At 56.7% G+C, this 18,182-nt stretch carries 15 protein-coding genes and 1 riboswitch; of the genes, 5 read left to right on the top strand and 10 right to left on the bottom strand.

The window, feature by feature from the left end:
• Positions 1–60: 60 nt before the first annotated feature.
• Both LG198_RS08470 and LG198_RS08465 read right to left on the bottom strand, forming a co-directional pair.
• A complete protein-coding gene (locus LG198_RS08470) occupies positions 61–2,217 on the bottom strand; it encodes an adenosylcobalamin-dependent ribonucleoside-diphosphate reductase (protein ID WP_230342739.1) in 2,157 nt (718 codons plus the stop codon).
• 374 nt (positions 2,218–2,591) lie between these two features.
• On the bottom strand, positions 2,592–3,182 hold the full coding sequence (locus tag LG198_RS08465; RefSeq protein ID WP_230342738.1) for a cysteine hydrolase family protein: 591 nt from the start codon (positions 3,180–3,182) through the stop codon (positions 2,592–2,594).
• Between the two features lie 156 nt (positions 3,183–3,338).
• Between LG198_RS08465 and waaA the strand changes: the two genes are divergently transcribed.
• On the top strand, positions 3,339–4,610 hold the full coding sequence (waaA, locus tag LG198_RS08460; RefSeq protein ID WP_230342737.1) for a lipid IV(A) 3-deoxy-D-manno-octulosonic acid transferase: 1,272 nt from the start codon (positions 3,339–3,341) through the stop codon (positions 4,608–4,610).
• An 80-nt stretch (positions 4,611–4,690) separates the two neighbouring features.
• Here waaA and LG198_RS08455 read toward each other — a convergent pair whose 3' ends face one another.
• The 6 genes from LG198_RS08455 to LG198_RS08430 all read right to left on the bottom strand — a co-directional run bounded on the left by LG198_RS08455 (position 4,691) and on the right by LG198_RS08430 (position 12,509).
• The gene (locus LG198_RS08455; protein WP_230342736.1) at positions 4,691–5,248 is read right to left on the bottom strand and encodes an isochorismatase family protein; all 558 of its coding nucleotides are present in this window, start codon (positions 5,246–5,248) and stop codon (positions 4,691–4,693) included.
• A 12-nt stretch (positions 5,249–5,260) separates the two neighbouring features.
• Positions 5,261–6,634, bottom strand: coding sequence for a TolC family outer membrane protein (locus LG198_RS08450; RefSeq protein ID WP_268866820.1), 1,374 nt, complete (start codon positions 6,632–6,634; stop codon positions 5,261–5,263).
• Positions 6,635–6,657: 23 nt separating this feature from the next.
• Positions 6,658–9,846 carry an efflux RND transporter permease subunit gene (locus tag LG198_RS08445; protein WP_230342735.1) on the bottom strand — a complete coding sequence of 1,063 codons (3,189 nt, stop codon included), beginning with the start codon at positions 9,844–9,846 and terminating at the stop codon, positions 6,658–6,660.
• On the bottom strand, positions 9,843–10,904 hold the full coding sequence (locus tag LG198_RS08440; protein WP_230342734.1) for an efflux RND transporter periplasmic adaptor subunit: 1,062 nt from the start codon (positions 10,902–10,904) through the stop codon (positions 9,843–9,845). Before LG198_RS08440 ends, LG198_RS08445 begins: the two co-directional genes overlap by 4 nt.
• Positions 10,905–11,002: 98 nt before the next feature.
• Positions 11,003–11,647: a TetR/AcrR family transcriptional regulator gene (locus tag LG198_RS08435; RefSeq protein ID WP_230342733.1), complete on the bottom strand. Its 645-nt coding sequence runs from the start codon at positions 11,645–11,647 to the stop codon at positions 11,003–11,005.
• A 205-nt stretch (positions 11,648–11,852) separates the two neighbouring features.
• Positions 11,853–12,509, bottom strand: coding sequence for a protein-L-isoaspartate O-methyltransferase family protein (locus tag LG198_RS08430; protein ID WP_230342732.1), 657 nt, complete (start codon positions 12,507–12,509; stop codon positions 11,853–11,855).
• 221 nt (positions 12,510–12,730) lie between these two features.
• A riboswitch (TPP riboswitch) is annotated at positions 12,731–12,852 on the top strand.
• Positions 12,853–12,927: 75 nt separating this feature from the next.
• Here LG198_RS08430 and thiC point away from each other — a divergent pair.
• Complete coding sequence (gene thiC / locus LG198_RS08425) at positions 12,928–14,814, top strand: phosphomethylpyrimidine synthase ThiC (RefSeq protein ID WP_230342731.1); 1,887 nt, start codon at positions 12,928–12,930, stop codon at positions 14,812–14,814.
• Positions 14,815–14,862: 48 nt separating this feature from the next.
• Here the strand turns inward: thiC and LG198_RS08420 are convergent, their stop codons facing one another.
• Together LG198_RS08420 and LG198_RS08415 are read right to left on the bottom strand one after the other, a co-directional pair.
• Positions 14,863–15,249: a type II toxin-antitoxin system death-on-curing family toxin gene (locus LG198_RS08420; RefSeq protein ID WP_230342730.1), complete on the bottom strand. Its 387-nt coding sequence runs from the start codon at positions 15,247–15,249 to the stop codon at positions 14,863–14,865.
• Positions 15,250–15,474 (bottom strand): AbrB/MazE/SpoVT family DNA-binding domain-containing protein, encoded by a 225-nt coding sequence (locus LG198_RS08415; RefSeq protein WP_230342729.1) that lies wholly within the window; start codon positions 15,472–15,474, stop codon positions 15,250–15,252.
• 166 nt (positions 15,475–15,640) lie between these two features.
• On the opposite strand from LG198_RS08415, the gene LG198_RS08410 reads away from it, so the two are divergent.
• From LG198_RS08410 to LG198_RS08400, 3 genes are all read left to right on the top strand, one after another.
• A complete protein-coding gene (locus tag LG198_RS08410) occupies positions 15,641–16,795 on the top strand; it encodes a pseudouridine synthase (RefSeq protein WP_230342728.1) in 1,155 nt (384 codons plus the stop codon).
• Positions 16,796–16,814: 19 nt separating this feature from the next.
• Complete coding sequence (locus LG198_RS08405; protein WP_230342727.1) at positions 16,815–17,207, top strand: YidB family protein; 393 nt, start codon at positions 16,815–16,817, stop codon at positions 17,205–17,207.
• 96 nt (positions 17,208–17,303) lie between these two features.
• Complete coding sequence (locus tag LG198_RS08400; RefSeq protein WP_230342726.1) at positions 17,304–18,113, top strand: undecaprenyl-diphosphate phosphatase; 810 nt, start codon at positions 17,304–17,306, stop codon at positions 18,111–18,113.
• Positions 18,114–18,182: the final 69 nt, after the last annotated feature.

The raw sequence follows: 18,182 nt of genomic DNA, 5'->3' as shown, positions 1-18,182 counted from the left end.
TGCGCTTGCGCCACTGGGACAAGCAAGCGGATGTAAGAGTCCGCTTGCTTGCGATGTGTTTTAGAACTTGCCGTAATACCCTTCCTTGAGGGCGTCGTAGAGATTGGCGGCGCTGTGGATTTCGCCGTCGTACTCGATTTCCTCGTTGCCCTTGGCCTCGATCACGGTGCCGTCGTCCAGGGTGAACTTGTAGGTGGTGTTCTCGAGGTCCTTCTCTGTCACCAGCACGCCCTGGAAAGCTTCGGGGTTGAAGCGGAAGGTGGTGCAGCCTTTCAGGCCCCTCTCGTAGGCGTAGAGGTAGATGTCCTTGAAGTCGTTGAAATCGTAATCGGTCGGCACGTTGATGGTCTTGGAAATGGAACTGTCGATCCATTTCTGCGCAGCGGCCTGGATGTCTACATGGGCCTTCGCTGCTATGGTGGAGGAATCCAGGAAGTATTCCGGCAATTGCTCTTCTGCCTTGTCGGAGAATGGCATCGCGTTCGGGTTGACCAGTTCGCGGTAGGCGAGCAGTTCGTAGGAGAACACGTCGACCTTTTCCTTGGATTTCTTGCCTTCGCGGATGACGTTGCGGCTGTAGTGGTGCGCGAACGACGGCTCGATGCCATTGCTGGCGTTGTTGGCCAGGCTGAGCGAGATGGTGCCGGTCGGCGCGATCGAGCTGTGGTGGCTGAAGCGCGAGCCGGTCTTGGCGATCTGCTTGCGCAGCTTTTCCGGGAATTGCTGCATGTAGCGGCTGTAAAGGCTCATGAGCACCTTGCCCTTGACCTTGTCGCCGAGCTTGATGCCGTCTTTCGCCATTTCCGGGCGCTTGGACAACAGGTCGGCGGTGATCTCGAATTCTTCCTCCATGATCGGTGCAGGGCCTTTTTCCTCCGAGAGTTCCACGCCAACTTCCCAGCCGACCTCGGCCATGACCTTGGTGACTTCTTCGGTAAAAGTGAGAGAGTCGGGATCGCCATATTTCATCTTGAGCATGGTGAGCGTGGAGCCCAGGCCCAGGTAGCCCATGCCATGACGGCGCTTACGGGCGATTTCGTCACGCTGCTGTTGCAACGGCAGGCCGTTGATTTCGACGACGTTGTCGAGCATGCGGGTGAAGATGGCGACGACTTCGCGGTATTCGTTCCAGTCGAAATAAGCGTTCTCGGTAAACGGCTGGCGCACGAACTTGGTCAGGTTGACCGAGCCGAGCAGGCAGGCGCCGTAAGGCGGCAGGGGCTGTTCGCCGCAGGGGTTGGTGGCGCGGATGTTCTCGCAGTACCAATTGTTGTTCATCTCGTTGACGCGGTCGATGAGGATGAAGCCTGGCTCGGCGAAATCGTAGGTGGAGGACATGATCACGTCCCACAGGCGCTGCGCCTTGATGGTCTTGTAGACGCGGCAGGCCACCTTGCCGTCGGATTTACGGGTGAGGTACCTGCCTTTCACTGGCCATTCGCGCCAGACCACTTGCTCGGGATTGCTGAGGTCCAGATCGTCTGCGATCGCTTCCTTTTCAGTGACTGGAAATGCGAGTTTCCATTCTGCATCTGCCTTCACGGCTTCCATGAATTCCCTGGTGATCAGGGTGGACAGGTTGAACTGGCGCAGGCGTCCAGCTTCGCGCTTGGCCTTGATGAAATCGGTCACGTCGGGATGCGAGATGTCGAAGGTCGCCATCTGCGCGCCGCGGCGGCCGCCGGCGGAGGAGACGGTGAAGCACATCTTGTCGTAGATATCCATGAACGAGAGCGGGCCGCTGGTGTAAGCGCCCGCGCCGGCGACGAAAGCGCCCTTGGGGCGCAGGGTGGAGAATTCATAGCCGATGCCGCAGCCTGCCTTCAAGGTCAGGCCGGCTTCATGCACTTTCTCCAGGATGCCGTCCATGCTGTCTTCGACAATGCCGGAGACGGTGCAGTTGATGGTGCTGGTGGCGGGCTTGTGCTCCAATGCGCCAGCGTTGGAGGTGATACGGCCAGCCGGGATCGCCCCGCGGCGCAACGCCCAGAGGAACTTGTCGAACCACAGGCCGCGCTTTTCCTCGGTTTCCACATCTGCCAAGGCGCGCGCCACACGCTTGTAGGTATCGTCTATGTCCTGGTCGATGAAACTGCCTTGCTTGGTTTTCAGGCGGTATTTCTTGTCCCAGATGTCCAAAGAAACTGACTGCATCGTCACCTCTTGCACTGCTGATTCCTGATCGGCTAGTTTGGCAGATTTCACGGCCTTGAGCATGGAATTTCCTCTTTAGTTTTTGTGGCTAGATGCGCCGTTTCTGGATACACAGGCTTTTGTTGCAGATCACGGTTTGACCACAACATGTAGTGATTGAATGCAAAGTTATGTCATTTTATTGTGTTGGTCAAGCGTGTTTTTTGGTGCATGAGGATGGCGGTCATGCATCGAAAAAGGGCATGCTGGGCGTATGCCTTTTGCGTGCAATGCTTTGGAGCAGGGTGAGTCCTTGCTTCGTTTTGTTTTGATGGTGGAAAATCGTTTGCTGGGGGTTATGGGCTGTGTCAACCAACTCAGATTACAGGTGAGCAGGCATGAGCGATGAGTTGGGGCTAGGTGGTCGCAACCCATTCAACCTCCATGCTGTTTTACGCCTAAATTACTTCATCCACTGAATTGGCAATCCCGGCATACAAATCCCGCGTGGAGGCCAGTGCCCCCTTCTGTACCTCGGCTGCTGGGATAATGGTGCCATCCGCACCGGGAAGCGCCCGGGTTGCGGTTGCACTGGCGACAATAGTAGGTGCATATCCAAGATTGAAGCCACCATGCGCCGTGGAATTGATGCACATGTGCGTCATAAAGCCCGCCAGCACAATGCTTTTAATACCGTTGGCCTGCAAGACTTCATCCAGGTTCGTTCCCACAAAAGAGTTGGGATAATGCTTGGTAATGACCACTTCGTTTTTAATGGGAGCGACCACATCCACGATCTGGCCGATATGGGCGCGAATGTCATATAGTGTTCCTTCGCCTGAATCATGCTGGATATGAATCACGGGCACCTTGAGTTCGCGTGCTTTCCCCAACAAGCGTTTGGCCTCTTCCAGTGCAGGCTCCACCCCTTCCAGTTTCATGAGGCCTTCGCGGTAGGTGTTCTGGCAGTCAATCAGAATCAGGGCCGAGTCTTTCAATAATGCGGGTGTCTGGCCAAGCCCGTTCAAGTCTCGCAATGTCGTGATCATGATCTCTCCTCTTTTGAGTCGGGTGCTGTTGTCGCCATCAATGGATGAATGTTTGCCATTCACTTAAGCAGCATGCTAGTGCCCAGATTATGTGATTATGCTTTCCTTCTGGCCAGATGTTATACAAGTCGGCGGCAATCATGAGAAAATTGCGCCATGCCGCGTTCACTTTATACCCTGCTTATTTACCTTTTATTGCCTTTTGCACCATTGCGCTTGCTCTGGCGAGGCCTGCGCCAGCAGGAATATTTGCGGCATTGGGCGGAGCGCTTCGGGTTTTTCCGGGTACCGGTGACGAGCCCCGTTATCTGGATGCACTGCGTATCGGTGGGTGAAACCCGGGGCGCCGCGCCGCTCATCAAGGAATTGCAGCAGCGCTATCCGCAATACCAGATTCTGATCACCCATGCGACGCCCACCGGGCGCGAGGCCGGGCAGCAGTTGTTCGGCGACGGCGTGCTGCGCTGCTACCTGCCTTATGACACGCCAGGCGCGGTGGCGCGCTTCCTCAAGCATTTCCAGCCCAAGCTGGGCATGCTCATGGAAACTGAGTTGTGGTTCAACCTGATTGCGGGCTGCAAGGCGCGCAACATTCCCATCCTGCTGGTCAATGCGCGGCTTTCCGCAAAATCGGCGCAGGGTTATGCGCGTTTGGGACGCTTGGCTGGCGACGGCTTGCGGCAATTGACGGCAATTGCCGCGCAGACCGTGCAGGATGCCGAACGCTTGCAGGCATTGGCGAGTGACCGTGACGGAGAGCTGCCGGTTGAGGTGACCGGCAACCTCAAATTCGACGTCACGCCGCCCGCGGCAGCCGCGGAACTGGGCGCTACCTTGCGCGGCTATTTCGGCAATGCGCGGCCGGTATTTCTTGCTGCGAGCACGCGCGATGGCGAGGAGGCCATTATCCTCGATGCGGTGGCTGCGGCTAATATTCCGCAGTTATTGACGGTGATCGTGCCGCGCCATCCGCAACGGTTTGACGAAGCCGCCAACCTGCTGACAAAACGCGGCATCCATTTCCTGAGGCGTTCCCGGCTGGATTCGGCTGTGCCTGCAAGCGTGCAGGTGGTGCTGGGCGACAGCATGGGGGAAATGTTTGCCTACTATGCAGCCTGCGATGCGGCGTTTATCGGTGGCAGCCTGCAACCGCTGGGTGGGCAGAACCTGATTGAGGCGAGCGCGATGGGGAAGCCGGTGCTGATAGGCCCGCATACGTTCAATTTTGCAGCTGCCACCGAGCTTGCTATCGACGCCAAGGCTGCCTGGCGCGTGCAAGATGTGGCTGATCTTGCGCGCGCATTGCAGCGACTGTTTGGTGACCCGGAGCTGCGGCAGTCCATGGGATGGAAGGCATTGGCGTTCAGCACCAGCGCGGGCGGCGCTACCCGACGCATTGCCGATATGGCGGCGCGGTATTTGCCTTAGAGCCTGTTCACCCTCTTAAACATAGAGTGAGATAGTGACATCGTTGGGGACTTGCGTCTGCCATTGCCCATTTCGATGTTTTATTTCACAAGCCGCGAGATTGCCTTGAAGGCATCTCCTTCTGCTTTTTCCAACCACTCGAATACGATGGATTCGGTATTGCTCACGACAACACCGGCCTGCTGCAGGCGTTGCAGGGCATTGGCCTTGTTGGCCGGATGGCGCGAGAGCACTGCGTCTTCCGCCACGATCACCTGGTGACCGTGCTGCTGTAATTGCAGCGCGGTTTGCAATACGCAGATATGCGCCTCCATGCCCGCGAGCACAAGTTGCGGCCGGTCGCGCGTGAGCTGGCTGCGGAAGGCGGGCACGGCATGGCAGGAGAACGCGGTTTTCTCCACCCGGGCGGCCTTTTCCAGCCACGGGGAGAACTCCGCGAGCGTGGAGCCAAGGCCCTTTGGATACTGCTCGGTGTATATCACCGGGATTTCCAGCAAACCGGCGGCCTGCAGCAGGATGCCGCAGTTGCGGGCAAGGGAGGCGATGGCGTCTTCCGCCATGGCGGCTGCGAGTTTTTCCTGCACATCGACGATGACCAGCTGGCTTTGCTCACGTATGGCGAGATGGGCAATGGGCATGAGTGGCTCCTGTTATTGCGACAGGCTGCTGGTGACGACCAGGCGCTCGTTGACTTCGGCAAGGTCGGCCTCGTTCAGGAGCCCGATGGCATACTTGAGCCTGAGCACATTCATGAGATAGCCATAGCGCGATTGCAGCAGGTCGCGCTTGGCGGTGAAGAGTTGCTGCTGGGCATTGAGCACATCCACGCTGTTGCGCACGCCGACTTCATATCCCAGGTTGGTGGAATCAAGCTGGCTCTGGCTTGAATTGAGTGCCTGTTCATAGGCTTGCACCTGTGCCACGCTGCCGGTCAGGCTGAGATAGGCCTGGCGCGTATCCAACTCCGATTTTCTGCGCGCGGCCTCGACTTCATCCATAGCTTTTTGTTGGTTGGAAATGGCTTCGCGCACACGCGAACTGATGGCGCCGCCCTGGTAGAGCGGGATATTCAGCCTGAGGCCGATGGTGGCATTCTGCAAATCAGTGCCGAAACCATTCGGGCTGCCGCCTGAGCGGGTATCTGCATAGCTGCCCACCATATCCAGTGTGGGCCAGTGGCCTGCGTTCATGCGCTCGACTTCCTGGCTGGCAAGCTGCAAGGCCTCCTGTTGAATGCTGAGTTCCAGATTGTTCTGTGCCGCAAGGGTTACCCATTGTTCCATATCAAGAGGCTGCGGTGGCCGCGTTTGCAGGTCTTGCCGTACCGTGGCGAGGCGTTCCGGCAGGCGGCCAATGATGGCCTGCACCGCGCGCTTGCGCACCTCGTAATCATTGTGCACGGTGATTTCCTGCGCTTTGAGCAGGTCGAACCTTGCCTGTGCTTCATTCACATCCGTGATAGTGGCAGTGCCTACTTCAAAATTGGCCTTGGCTTGTTCCAATTGCTCGGCAATGGCAGCTTTCTGGCTGTTGATGAGGTCGATCTGGTCCTGTGCCATCAACACGTCAAAATAGGCTTGCGCACTGCGTAGCATCAGGTCTTGCTGTGACAGCATCAACTGCTTGTCCGCCTGCGAAACCTGGGTTTGCGCCTGCTTGTATTGCACCCAGTTTTCCTTGCGCAGGATAGGCTGGGTGAAGTTAACGCCAAAGCCGAATACTTCAAAGGATTCACGCCCGGCGTTGCGGAAAATGGCGTTGTCGCCCAGGTAGCGGATGTCGGTCTCGGAATGGCTGGCCTCAGTCGTGAAGTTGACTGTGGGCCGGTACAAGGCCTTGCCCTGTTCGATCTTTTCCTGTGCCGCCAGGTTACCGCTGCGCGCTGCCGCGAGCGTGGGATCACTGGATAGTGCAATTTCGTAGATATCAAGCAGGTTCTGTCCGTTTTCAGCCTGCGCCTGACATGAGATCAGGCCAGCCATTGCGAGGATGAACAGGCGGGTATGGATGTGAGTAACTCTCATGGTATTGATCTCTGGAAAGTCTGTTAATACCGTGTCAGGGATTGATTGTCCGGCATTCTAACCCGATACCAGGCGGCATATAGCGCGGGCAGGGACAATATCGTCAGCACGGTGGCCACGGTCAAGCCTCCCATGATGGCGACGGCCATGGGGCCGAAAAATGTGTTCCTGGTGAGCGGGATCATCGCCAGGATGGCGGCTGCCGCTGTGAGCATGATGGGACGGAAGCGGCGCACGGCGGATTCGACAATCGCTTCCCATTCCGGCTTGCCGGCACGCTTGTCCTGTTCGATCTGATCTACCAGGATCACGGAATTACGCATGATCATGCCCGATAGCGCAATGGTGCCCAACATGGCGACAAAACCGAATGGCTTGTCGAATATCAGCAGGGCGATGGTGACGCCGATCAGGCCCAGCGGCGCGGTCAATAACACCAGCATGGTGCGCGAGAAACTCTGCAGTTGCAGCATGAGAATGGTCAGCATGGCAAAAATAAACAGTGGCAGCCCGGCTGCTACCGATTGGCCGCCCTTGGCTGACTCCTCGACCGCGCCGCCGGTTTGCAGGTCATATCCCACTGGCAGGTGCTGGCGGATATCGGCCAGTTTCTTTTCCACCTGCTCGGAAACAACTGGGGCTTGCAAGTGGCCGATCAGGTTTGCTCGAACGGTGATGGTGGGGACGCGGTTGCGGCGCCAGATCACGGCATCTTCAAAGCCAGGGGTGATGGTGGCCAGTTGCGAGAGCGGAACACTGGTGCCGGCGCTGGTGGGCACCATCAGTTCGGACAGGTGCGAGAGGTGGGTGCGCTCCAATGTATCACCGCGGAGCACGAGGTCTATGCGCTCTATGCCGTCACGGTACTCGGTGACATACAGCCCGCGCATTGCGGCATTGAGCAGGTTGGCAATATCAGTGGAACTGACGCCCAACAGCCTGGCCTTGGATTGATCCACTTCCACCTTCATGACCTTGCTTGGCTCTTCCCAATCCAGTTGCACATTGGTGAGGTTGGCGTTGCTGCGCATGATATCTGCCACCTGGTGGCTGATGTCGCGGATTTTCTCCACTTCAGGGCCGGAAACGCGGAATTGCACCGGAAAACCGACCGGCGGCCCGTTCTCCAGGCGCAACACCGAGGCCCTCAGGGCAGGGAAGTCAGTGTCGAACAAGTGCAGCAGCTTGCTGCGCAGGGCCTCGCGTTGCGCATCGCCTGCCGTCAGGATGACGAACTGGGCAAAGCTGCGTTGTGACAATTGCTGGTCCAGCGGCAGGTAGAAACGCGGGCTGCCGCTGCCAATATAGGCCACATAGTTTTCTATGCCGGACTGTTGCTGCAGCCATTGCTCCAGCTTTTTGACCTCCGCATCGGTGGCGGCATACGAGGAGCCTTCCGCCAGGCGCAGGTCGACAATCAATTCGGGCCGAGTGGAATCAGGGAAAAACTGTTGCTGCACCAGGCCAAAGCCAACCACCGAGGCGATGAACAGTGCCAATGTGGTCGTGATGACGATCCAACGGTGGCGTACGCACTGCGTGATCAGGCGGCGCAGGCGTTGATAGAACCGCGAGTCGTAAATGTTGGCATGTTCGCCGGCCCCTATATGTTGCAGGTGTTGCTGCTTGCGTGCTGCCAGGTATCGGTTCAGGCCAGGAGCGATGCGTTGCAGCCAACGGGCCGCGCGTGAAGGCGGCTTGGCTGCTTGCTGCCGATAGTCAGGCAGCAGGTAATAGCCGAGGTAGGGCACAAGGATCACTGCCGCAATCCAGGAAACCAGCAGGGCAATGGCCGAAACCTGGAAGATGGAGCGGGTGTATTCACCGGTGGCGGATTCGGCGATGGCAATCGGCAGGAACCCTGCCACGGTGACCAGCGTGCCGGTCAGCATGGGGATGGCCGTGGAGGTGAAGGCAAACGAGGCGGCTTTCATGCGCTCCCAGCCCTGTTCCATTTTCGATGCCATCATTTCCACGGCAATAATGGCATCGTCCACCAGCAGGCCCAGCGCCAGGATTAATGCGCCCAGCGAAATCTTGTGCAGGCCCACGCCGAATATTTCCATCAGCAGGAAGGTAATGGCCAGCACTACCGGGATGACAATGGCGACGACAATGCCCGTACGCAGACCCAGTGACAGCAGGCTGACGCCCAGCACAATCACCAGCGCTTCTATCAGTGAATGCACAAAATCATTGACGGACCTGACGACGGCCCTAGGTTGTGAAGACACGGTATCCAGGTTCAAGCCCACGGGCAACTGGACGCTGATGCGGGTGGTGGCATTATCCAGTGCGCGGCCCAGTTGAATGATATCGCCGCCATGGTTCATGGCTACGCCCAGCAGCAGGGTTTCCTTGCCCATGAAGCGTACGCGCGAGGTAGGCGGATCTTCAAACCCACGGTAGATTTTCGCAATATCACCCAGGCGGAACTCATTGCCATTGGCCCGCAGTTTCAGCTCGCGCAAGTTGTCCAACCGGTCAAAGCGCCCGCTGACGGCAATGCGGATATGTTCCGGCCCGCTGTCGTAAGCCCCAGCGCTGTTAACTTGATTCTGCTGTTTCAGCGTATCCAGCAGGGTGCCGGTGCTGATACCCAGGGTTGCCAGCTTGGCATTGGCCAGTTCGATATAGATGCGCTGCGGCTGCTCGCCAAAAAACTCGACCTTGGCGACATCCTTGATCCTGAGCAATTCGCTGCGGATGGATTCGGCCTGGTTCTTCAGTTCGGCATAGTCGTAGCCATCGCCATGCAGGGCATAGAGGTTGCCATAGACATCGCCGAACTCGTCGTTGAACCATGGCCCCTGCACCCCGTCGGGCAAAGTGTTGCGGATGTCGCCTATCTTTTTTCTGGCTTGGTACCAGACATCAGGCACGGCTTTGGGTGGCGTATCGTCCCTGGCGAGGATGAAAATCAGCGATTCGCCCGGGCGGGAATAGCTGCGCAGGATATCCAGGTGAGGCAGTTCCTGCAGTTTCTTTTCCAGCTTGTCCGTTACCTGTTGTTCCACTTCATGGGCACTGGCGCCGGCCCACAAGGTACGCACCACCATGACCTTAAAGGTGAAGGGCGGGTCTTCAGACTGCCCGAGCTTGGTGTAGGCGAGCATGCCGGCAATGGTGAGTGCCAGCATGAAGTAAAGCACCAGGCTGCGATGGTGCAGGGCCCAGTCGGAAAGGTTGAAATGACCGCGTTGTTCGCTCATTGGTCAACCTCGGTATTGACCGGGGTGACGACCTGCCCGTCAGTGAGGGTGTGCACGCCGGTGACCACGATAGTTTCGCCGCCGTTGAGGCCGGAAAGAATGCTGACCCCTTGCTCGCTATAGCTGCCTATGCTGACAGCCTGCGGACGTACCTGGTTGTCGGCGTCAACAACCCAGACTTCCGCCTGGCCGTTTTGCTGGGAGACAGCGGTGCTGGGTAGCACAAAGCCATGCTGGTGGTCGTCCAGCCTGACTCCCGCCGTCATGCCGATCTGTACGTTCTCATCGGGATCCAGCAACGATACCTGGGTCTGGAAGGTGCGGGTGGATGGATCAGCGGCGGGTGCTATTTCCCTGATGCGGCCCTGATAAGCCTGCTCACGGTGCGACCAAAGGCGGATGACAGCGCTATCTCCTGCATGCCGGTTCTGCATGCGGGATTCAGGGATGGCAACCTGCACCTCCAGTATGCCCGGCACCGCAACACGCGCGATGGTCTGCCCGGCACTGACCACCTGGCCAGGCTCTGCATTGATCGCGGTGATCACCCCATCGCGCTCTGCCGTCAGTGTGGTGTATTGCGCCTGGTTGCTTGCTACCCTGGCCTGGGCCCTGGCCTGCTGCACCTGGGCATTGGTGGATTTCAGGCGTGTTTCCACCGAGTCCAGCGCAGCGGCGGAAATAAAGCGCTGCTCAAAGAGCTGGCGCTGGCGCTTGCTATCCGCCTCGGCCAGGGCCAGTTCGGCCTCTGCGGCATGCAGGGCAGCCTGGGCTGCAGCAAGGGAGAGGTTGTTGTCCTCTGCGTCCAGCCTGGCAAGTACTTGTCCTTTTTTGACGTGATCACCTACTTCCGCATAACGCTGGACAATCTTGCCGGCGATGCGGAAACCTTGCGCCGACTCATAGCGCGGGCGTACCTCGCCCGTCAGCCACTGGCCATGGTTGATGTCATCGGCGGCTTCTACTTTCATTACCAGTGCAGGCCGCGGTGGGGGTGCTTCCGGGGCGGGTTTCTGGCAAGCGGCAAGTAGAGACAGGGTCAGGCTGAGCAGCCACATGGTACAGGGCAGCCTGAAATACCTGTTGTTACCTATAAAGTTGGGGCTTGCTGGCGAAGATGGCATGTGCAGGGCGGGCTTTTGGGGCATATCTATACCTAGTGGGCAGGATGAGGCCTGGTCAGGCCTTGAATCATGGTGTCTTGCATGAGGGTGACGCGTTGTTCTATCGGCTGCCAGTCCACCCAGTCGTCGTCAGCCATGCTGATTTGCAATGCGCATACCCCATGAATCCCGGCCCAGAGCGTCTGGGCAATCAGCTCTATATTGTGTAGTTCAGGGCGGAATACCTGTTGCTCGAATGCCTGTTTGACCATGAAGCGCAGTAGTGCATAGGCATCCTGCTCGACATTGCCATGGTGAACCTTGGATTTGTCCTTGCTGGTAACAGGCTTTGGCGTCATGAACATGAAACGGTAATGGTTGGGGTAGGTCAGCGCATAGCGGGAGTAAGCGCGGCATAGTGCCTGAAGTTGCTCGACCGCATCCTGGCTGGCATCGGTGTGAATGCTTTGCAGATCCTTGGAGAGAATCCTGAAATCGTGATCGCACAGGGTTTGCAGCAAGTCGTTCTTGTCAACAAAGTGCAGGTAGATTGTCGTGGGAGAGTAGGCTGTGCGCTTGGCAATCTCGCGCATGGAAACAGCCTCAATACCGCGCTCCACAAACAACTGGCGTGCCGCATCCAGTATCAGCATTTTCAGGTGTTGGCGTTGTTCCGGGGTTTTGACTCTGCGAGGCATACACTGGATATCAAATAAATAATATCTTTAAATTAAACACTGTTAAGTTAACAGTGTCAATTTAACTGGGATTGCTGAGCAGGCTGCCTTTGCTTTCTGCTGGGAAAACTAAGCCTGCTAGGCGAGTTTTCCCGCGGGCGCAGGGATGCAGTAACTTAAAGAAAGGCGATACGAAAACGGAAGCTTCTGGCTCCCGTTCTTTTATTCAGAAGTTGAATTTTTGCGGCTGCGGTGCATTTTCGAGCTGGGGCAGGCAGGTCTCGAAAATCACATCCTGACGGAAGCTTTCCTCGCTGATGCGGCGCACGATAGTGGCTTCCATCACAGGCGCTTCACCTATCACGGCAAACAGCCTGCCGCCGACATTCAGTTGTTGTGCTGCCAGGGGCGGAAGCGCAAGTGACCCTGTGAACACGATGACGTCATACGGCGCATTGTCGGGCCAGCCTTGGGCGCCATCACCGACATACAGGGTGACATTGTGAATGTGTTGTTGTATCAGTCTCTCATGGGCTTGACGGCTCAGTTCTGCATTGATTTCAATGCTGTGCACCTCGCGAGCCAGGGAAGCGAGCAAGGCGGTGAGATAACCACTGCCGGTACCTATTTCCAGTACCTTGTCCGCGGGTTTGATTCCCAATGTCTGCAGGATGCGGCCTTCCATCTTGGGGGAAAGCATGGTCTGGCCTGAGCCGATGGGAATTTCGATATCAGCAAATGCCAGGCCTTGGTATTGCTTGGGGACAAAAGCTTCGCGAGGAACTCGGCTCAACAGATCCAGCACAGTGCCGTCTAGTACCTCCCAGGGGCGGATTTGCTGCTCTATCATGTTGAAGCGGGCTTGTTCTACATCGTGGTGCATAACATTATCCATCACATGGGTATCGGTTTGCCGATTATAGCGTTCGCTGATGGAGATTCAAGCTAATCCCGCTTTTGTAAGGGATTTTGATTGTTGAGATGAAAAGATTATGAGTGCCGGCTTTGTCGCTATACGGGAGATTAACACGGTTTTTCAATGGCTTATTTCTGATTCAATGTTTTTATTACACTTGATTCCACCAGGGATTTAACGTAGATTCCACCTATCGCTAGGGGTCTGCTTTTCCTGTCTCAATTGATGTTGGGGCTGGGAGTTGCAGTGAGAGTTACCCTTTGAACCTGACGTGGATTATCCCACCGTAGGGAAGCGGCTGTAGGTTTCAATGGGTTCCCCTGCCTGGTTTCTTTCCAGCGTCCATGAAGCTTTCATCGCTCCCTGCATTTTTCTGGAGCACTGAATGAACGCCACCGATAAAAACCTGCATGAGAAATTCCTCAATGCCACTGCCCAGGTCGACCCGGGTACTACGCAGCCGTTTACCAATTCCCGCAAGATTTACGTAGCAGGCTCGCGTCCTGACATCCGCGTGCCTTTCCGTGAAATCAGCCTGTCCGATACGCCGTCGGCATTTGGCGCGGAAAAGAACCCGCCTGTTGTCGTCTACGACACCTCCGGCCCCTATACCGACCCGGACGTGCAGATTGATATCCGCAATGGCTTGCCGGCCTTGCGCGCGGGTTGGATTGCAGAACGCAATGATACCGAGCAACTGGATGGGCCGACCTCGAAATACGGCCATGAGCGCCAGACCGACCCCAAGCTGGCCGACATGCGCTTTAACCTGACACGCAATCCTTTGCGCGCCAAGCCTGGCAAGAACGTGTCGCAGATGCACTATGCACGCCAAGGCATCATCACGCCGGAAATGGAATTCATCGCCATCCGCGAGAACCAGCGCCGCGAGGGGATGAGCGAATTGTTGCAAACCCAGCATGCCGGGCATCATTTCGGTGCTTCCATTCCCAAAGTCATTACCCCTGAATTCGTGCGTGACGAAGTGGCGCGTGGCCGTGCGATTATTCCTGCCAACATCAACCACCCGGAAATCGAGCCGATGATCATCGGCCGCAACTTCCTTGTGAAGATCAATGCCAACATCGGTAACTCGGCCATTTCGTCGAGCATCAACGAAGAAGTGGAAAAAATGGTCTGGGGCACGCGCTGGGGCGGCGATACCGTGATGGATTTGTCCACCGGCAAGAACATCCACGAAACCCGCGAATGGATCATCCGCAACTCGCCCGTGCCGATCGGCACCGTGCCTATCTACCAGGCGCTGGAAAAGGTCAACGGCAAGGCTGAGAACCTGACCTGGGAAATCTTTCGCGACACCCTGATCGAGCAGGCCGAGCAGGGCGTGGATTACTTCACTATCCATGCCGGCGTGCGCCTTGCCTACATCCCGATGACGGCCAAGCGCATGACCGGCATCGTGTCGCGCGGCGGTTCCATCATGGCGAAGTGGTGTCTGGCGCATCACAGGGAAAGCTTCCTCTACGAGCATTTTGCGGACATCTGCGAGATCATGAAGGCCTATGACGTCAGCTTCTCGCTGGGTGATGGCCTGCGTCCCGGTTCCATCTACGATGCCAACGATGAAGCCCAGTTTGCCGAACTCAGAACTCTGGGCGAACTTACCCAGATTGCCTGGAAGCACGATGTGCAATGCATGATCGAAGGTCCCGGCCATGTGCCCATGCACATGATCAAGGAGAACATGGACCTGCAACTGGAGCATTGCGGCGAGGCGCCGTTCTATACACTCGGCCCATTGACTACCGATATCGCGCCTGGTTACGACCATATCACTTCCGGCATCGGTGCCGCGATGATCGGCTGGTACGGCTGCGCGATGCTGTGCTATGTCACGCCCAAGGAGCACCTGGGCCTGCCGGACAAGGAAGACGTGCGCGTGGGTATTGTCACCTACAAGATTGCCGCCCACGCGGCCGACTTGGCCAAGGGCCATCCAGGCGCGCAGATCCGCGATAACGCGCTATCCAAGGCACGTTTCGAGTTCCGCTGGGACGATCAGTTCAACCTCGGCCTCGATCCTGAAAAAGCCAAGGAATTCCACGACGAGACACTGCCGCAGGAAGGCGCCAAACAGGCGCATTTCTGCTCTATGTGCGGCCCGCATTTCTGCTCGATGAAGATCACGCAGGACGTACGCGAATATGCAGACAAGTTGGGCGTGGACGAGCAGGCGGCGCTGAGCAAGGGCATGCAGGAAAAGGCGATTGAGTTCGTCAAGCGCGGTAGCGCGGTTTACCAGAAGGTCTGAATGAGCTTTGATGCGCTTGATAGCAATAGCCAGTTGCACTGGCCGTTGCTATTTTTTCGGCTGATTGTTACGTCTCAGCCAATCGGCAAGTTCCAGTTCGCTGATACCGCCTGCAGCCATGTTCTCAATCGTGAGCGTGGCATCTGCCTGCGATGCGGTCAACTTTCTGCCATTCAGCAGCAAGAACAAACCAGCCGCCAGCAAGGCGGCGCGTTTGTTGCCGTCGATGAAGGGATGGTTCTTGGCGATACCGTAACAGTATGCGGCCGCCAGGTCGGCATAGTCAGGCGACTCGTAGTTGGCAAGATTGATTGGCCTTGCAAGCGCGGAATCCAGCAATCCTTCATCGCGCATGCCTGAATCCCCGCCATGTTCTGCCAGGCTTTCATCGTGCAGCACCAGCAGTAGCTGCTTGTCTAGCCAGCGCCAGGACATTTATTTAGCCAGCGCCTTGAAAGTGTCGCGATACTCTTTCATGAATTCACGTCCCATTTCCAACTGCTCCTCGAAATTAGGGTCATAGGCGCTCAGCGTAATACCGGTTGGGCTTTCTGTGACAAAAACCTCATCGCCCTTTTTCAGCTTGAGCTTGTTCAGGTATTCCTTGGGCAGAATCACGCCCAGCGAGTTGCCAATTTGCGTCAATTTGAGTGTGGACATAGGGCTTACCTCAATGGGTCAATGTTATAACGATAGTTATAATACATAATTTTGTCAGGCATTCCAATGTGACAGGTCACTACCTTGATAAGCAATCGGTTGTTTGAGGTTGTGAAGCAGGACGCGGAATGATGGGTGCGGATGGCTGCTATGCTAAAATCACGTCATGACCACGCTTAAACTGAAACCCGGTGCAGCAACTTCATCCAAGACCATTGGCAAGCCACCGGTACGCAGGGCGGATCCTGCCAAGCGGTCGCGTACGACAGCACCAGATTATGCGGTGAAGGCCTCGCAGGGTGAGAGCGAGGAAATACGGAGTTCAGAAAAGGCTGCTCCTGTAAAAGAACGCAGGGCCAGGCCAGAGTCTGCACGAATCGCTTTAGAAAAACCTTCCAGAAAGCCGGCAGATCACAAACCGGCATCTGCCAGGAAACCGCATGGCCAAAAAGATGCCCAGCCGCGCCAATTTACCGATCGTGACACGCCTCGCCGTGGGGGCAAGCAGCGTGATGGTTTTGAGCCGGGCGTATTCAATCAGGATAGAAGTACCAACCCCAAGTTCTCGCCTAAGCCAACCCCCGGCAATCCCGAGCTGCCCCGGCTTTCCAAGCGCATGGCCGAGCTTGGCCTTTGCTCACGCCGCGAGGCGGACGAGTTTATTGCCAATGGTTGGGTGACGGTGGATGGCAAGGTGGTGGATGTGCTCGGAACGCGCGTATCGCCTGATGCGGAAATCAAGGTGAGCAAAGAGGCACACAAGCACCAGGCAGAAACGGTCACTATCTTGCTGCATAAGCCGGTAGGTTATGTGTCTGGCCAGGCGGAAGACGGTTATGAGCCCGCCATTGTGTTGGTGCACCCTGATAATCACTGGGATGAAGACCCCAGCCAGATAATATTTCAGCGCGGGCACCTGCGCGGCCTTGCGCCGGCAGGGCGTCTCGATATTGATTCCACTGGATTGCTCATCCTGACACAGGATGGCCGTATTGCGCGCCATCTCATCGGCGAGGATTCCAGTGTGGAGAAGGAATACCTGGTGCGTGTGACGGGAACGCTCAGTGCAGACGGGTTGAAGAAGCTCAACCATGGCCTGAGCCTGGATGGCGTCACACTCAAGCCTGCCAAGGTTTCCTGGCAGAATGAAGACCAGTTGCGCTTTGTCTTGCGCGAAGGGCGCAAGCGCCAGATACGCCGCATGTGCGAACTGGTCGGGCTGACCGTGGTCGGACTCAAGCGCGTGCGTATAGGCAGCGTGACCTTGGGTAAATTGCCTGTGGGTACTTGGCGTTATCTGCGTCCGGGCGAGCGTTTCTAGGAAAATTTAAAGGAATATCATGGGATTGTTTGACAGTATTGCAGGTTCGGTCATGGGCAAACTTGCTGGAAACAGTGGCAACCCGATGGTGCAGGCCGGGCTGGAACTCATGAACAAGTCCGGCGGGCCGCAAGGTGTGCTCGACAAGCTGCGTGCCAATGGCCTGGGTGCCGAGGTCGAATCATGGCTGGGCTCCGGCAGCAATCTGCCGTTGACCTTGCAACAGGTATTGCAGGTGTTTGGGACTGAGCTGATCAAGTCGATGGCGGGGCAGTTTTCCCTGCCCGTGGATGAATTCGGCAGCAAGCTTGCCGAGTACCTGCCGCAGGCAATCGACAAACTGAGTCCGGACGGCAAGCTGCCTGGCAGCCAGGCAGAGCTGATGGCACGGGCATTTTCCTTGCTTAAGTAGGCGCAGCCTGTGAGAACCGTCGGGGGCGGTTCATCGCAGGATCACATGAATGCGGTATTTTGATGCCGCCCATATCAACAACAAAGATGGCAAGACATGGATCTCTTATTATTACTCAAGGCTTTTCTCCTCGGCATCGTTGAAGGTGCCACTGAATTTCTCCCCATCAGCAGCACGGGCCACTTGATCATCATTGGTGATTTGCTCGACTTCAACGATGACAAGGGCAAGGTGTTTGAAATCGTGATCCAGCTGGGTGCAATCCTTGCCGTGTGCTGGGAGTACCGCACTCGGCTGACATCGGTGGCGACCACTTTGCATACCGGCACATCGCAGCGTTTTGTCCTCAACCTGTTTATTGCATTCCTGCCAGCGGCAATTCTGGGCCTGACGTTGCACGGGTTTATCAAGGAGCACCTGTTCTCCTCGATTACCGTGGCGGGCGCCCTGATTGTTGGCGGTTTTGTCATCCTGCTGGTGGAGAATATCTATTCCCACGACAAGGCGCCTGTCGCCAAGACTTCCAATCTCAACGAGATTACGCCATGGCAGGCGCTCAAGGTCGGTTGCGCGCAGTCGCTGGCGATCATGCCTGGCGTGTCGCGCTCGGGTGCCACCATTCTCGGCGGCATGATTTTCGGCCTCAACCGCAAGACGGCAACTGAATTCTCCTTCTTCCTGGCAATTCCTGTGATGTTTGCAGCCACGGTTTATGATGTTTACAAGAACTTCGAGCTGTTCGTGGTGGAAGACCTGGCAATGTTTGTCATCGGTTTTGTCACGGCTTTCCTCGCCGCGCTGGTGGCGATCAAGACCCTGATCCGCTATGTAGCCAACCATGATTTCAAGGGTTTTGCCTACTATCGCATCGTGCTTGGTATCATTGTGCTGGCTTATTATTGGTAAGCCGCTATCCGGTATCACTGCCGGTCAAACCTAGGCAGTGATACACTCGTTTTCTTCGCGCGCAATCAA

This window comes from Methylobacillus arboreus, from assembly GCF_020532725.1.
Taxonomy (GTDB): domain Bacteria; phylum Pseudomonadota; class Gammaproteobacteria; order Burkholderiales; family Methylophilaceae; genus Methylobacillus; species Methylobacillus arboreus.
This window is presented reverse-complemented; position numbering and strand designations above follow the sequence as displayed.

What these genes read in the sequence shown, in the direction of transcription:
- LG198_RS08470 (WP_230342739.1), bottom strand. Translation starts at nt 2,217, where the DNA reads ATGCTCAAGGCCGTGAAATCTGCCAAACTAGCCGATCAGGAATCAGCA.
- LG198_RS08465 (WP_230342738.1), bottom strand. Translation starts at nt 3,182, where the DNA reads ATGATCACGACATTGCGAGACTTGAACGGGCTTGGCCAGACACCCGCA.
- waaA (WP_230342737.1), top strand. Translation starts at nt 3,339, where the DNA reads ATGCCGCGTTCACTTTATACCCTGCTTATTTACCTTTTATTGCCTTTT.
- LG198_RS08455 (WP_230342736.1), bottom strand. Translation starts at nt 5,248, where the DNA reads ATGCCCATTGCCCATCTCGCCATACGTGAGCAAAGCCAGCTGGTCATC.
- LG198_RS08450 (WP_268866820.1), bottom strand. Translation starts at nt 6,634, where the DNA reads ATGAGAGTTACTCACATCCATACCCGCCTGTTCATCCTCGCAATGGCT.
- LG198_RS08445 (WP_230342735.1), bottom strand. Translation starts at nt 9,846, where the DNA reads ATGAGCGAACAACGCGGTCATTTCAACCTTTCCGACTGGGCCCTGCAC.
- LG198_RS08440 (WP_230342734.1), bottom strand. Translation starts at nt 10,904, where the DNA reads ATGTGGCTGCTCAGCCTGACCCTGTCTCTACTTGCCGCTTGCCAGAAA.
- LG198_RS08435 (WP_230342733.1), bottom strand. Translation starts at nt 11,647, where the DNA reads ATGCCTCGCAGAGTCAAAACCCCGGAACAACGCCAACACCTGAAAATG.
- LG198_RS08430 (WP_230342732.1), bottom strand. Translation starts at nt 12,509, where the DNA reads ATGCACCACGATGTAGAACAAGCCCGCTTCAACATGATAGAGCAGCAA.
- thiC (WP_230342731.1), top strand. Translation starts at nt 12,928, where the DNA reads ATGAACGCCACCGATAAAAACCTGCATGAGAAATTCCTCAATGCCACT.
- LG198_RS08420 (WP_230342730.1), bottom strand. Translation starts at nt 15,249, where the DNA reads ATGTCCTGGCGCTGGCTAGACAAGCAGCTACTGCTGGTGCTGCACGAT.
- LG198_RS08415 (WP_230342729.1), bottom strand. Translation starts at nt 15,474, where the DNA reads ATGTCCACACTCAAATTGACGCAAATTGGCAACTCGCTGGGCGTGATT.
- LG198_RS08410 (WP_230342728.1), top strand. Translation starts at nt 15,641, where the DNA reads ATGACCACGCTTAAACTGAAACCCGGTGCAGCAACTTCATCCAAGACC.
- LG198_RS08405 (WP_230342727.1), top strand. Translation starts at nt 16,815, where the DNA reads ATGGGATTGTTTGACAGTATTGCAGGTTCGGTCATGGGCAAACTTGCT.
- LG198_RS08400 (WP_230342726.1), top strand. Translation starts at nt 17,304, where the DNA reads ATGGATCTCTTATTATTACTCAAGGCTTTTCTCCTCGGCATCGTTGAA.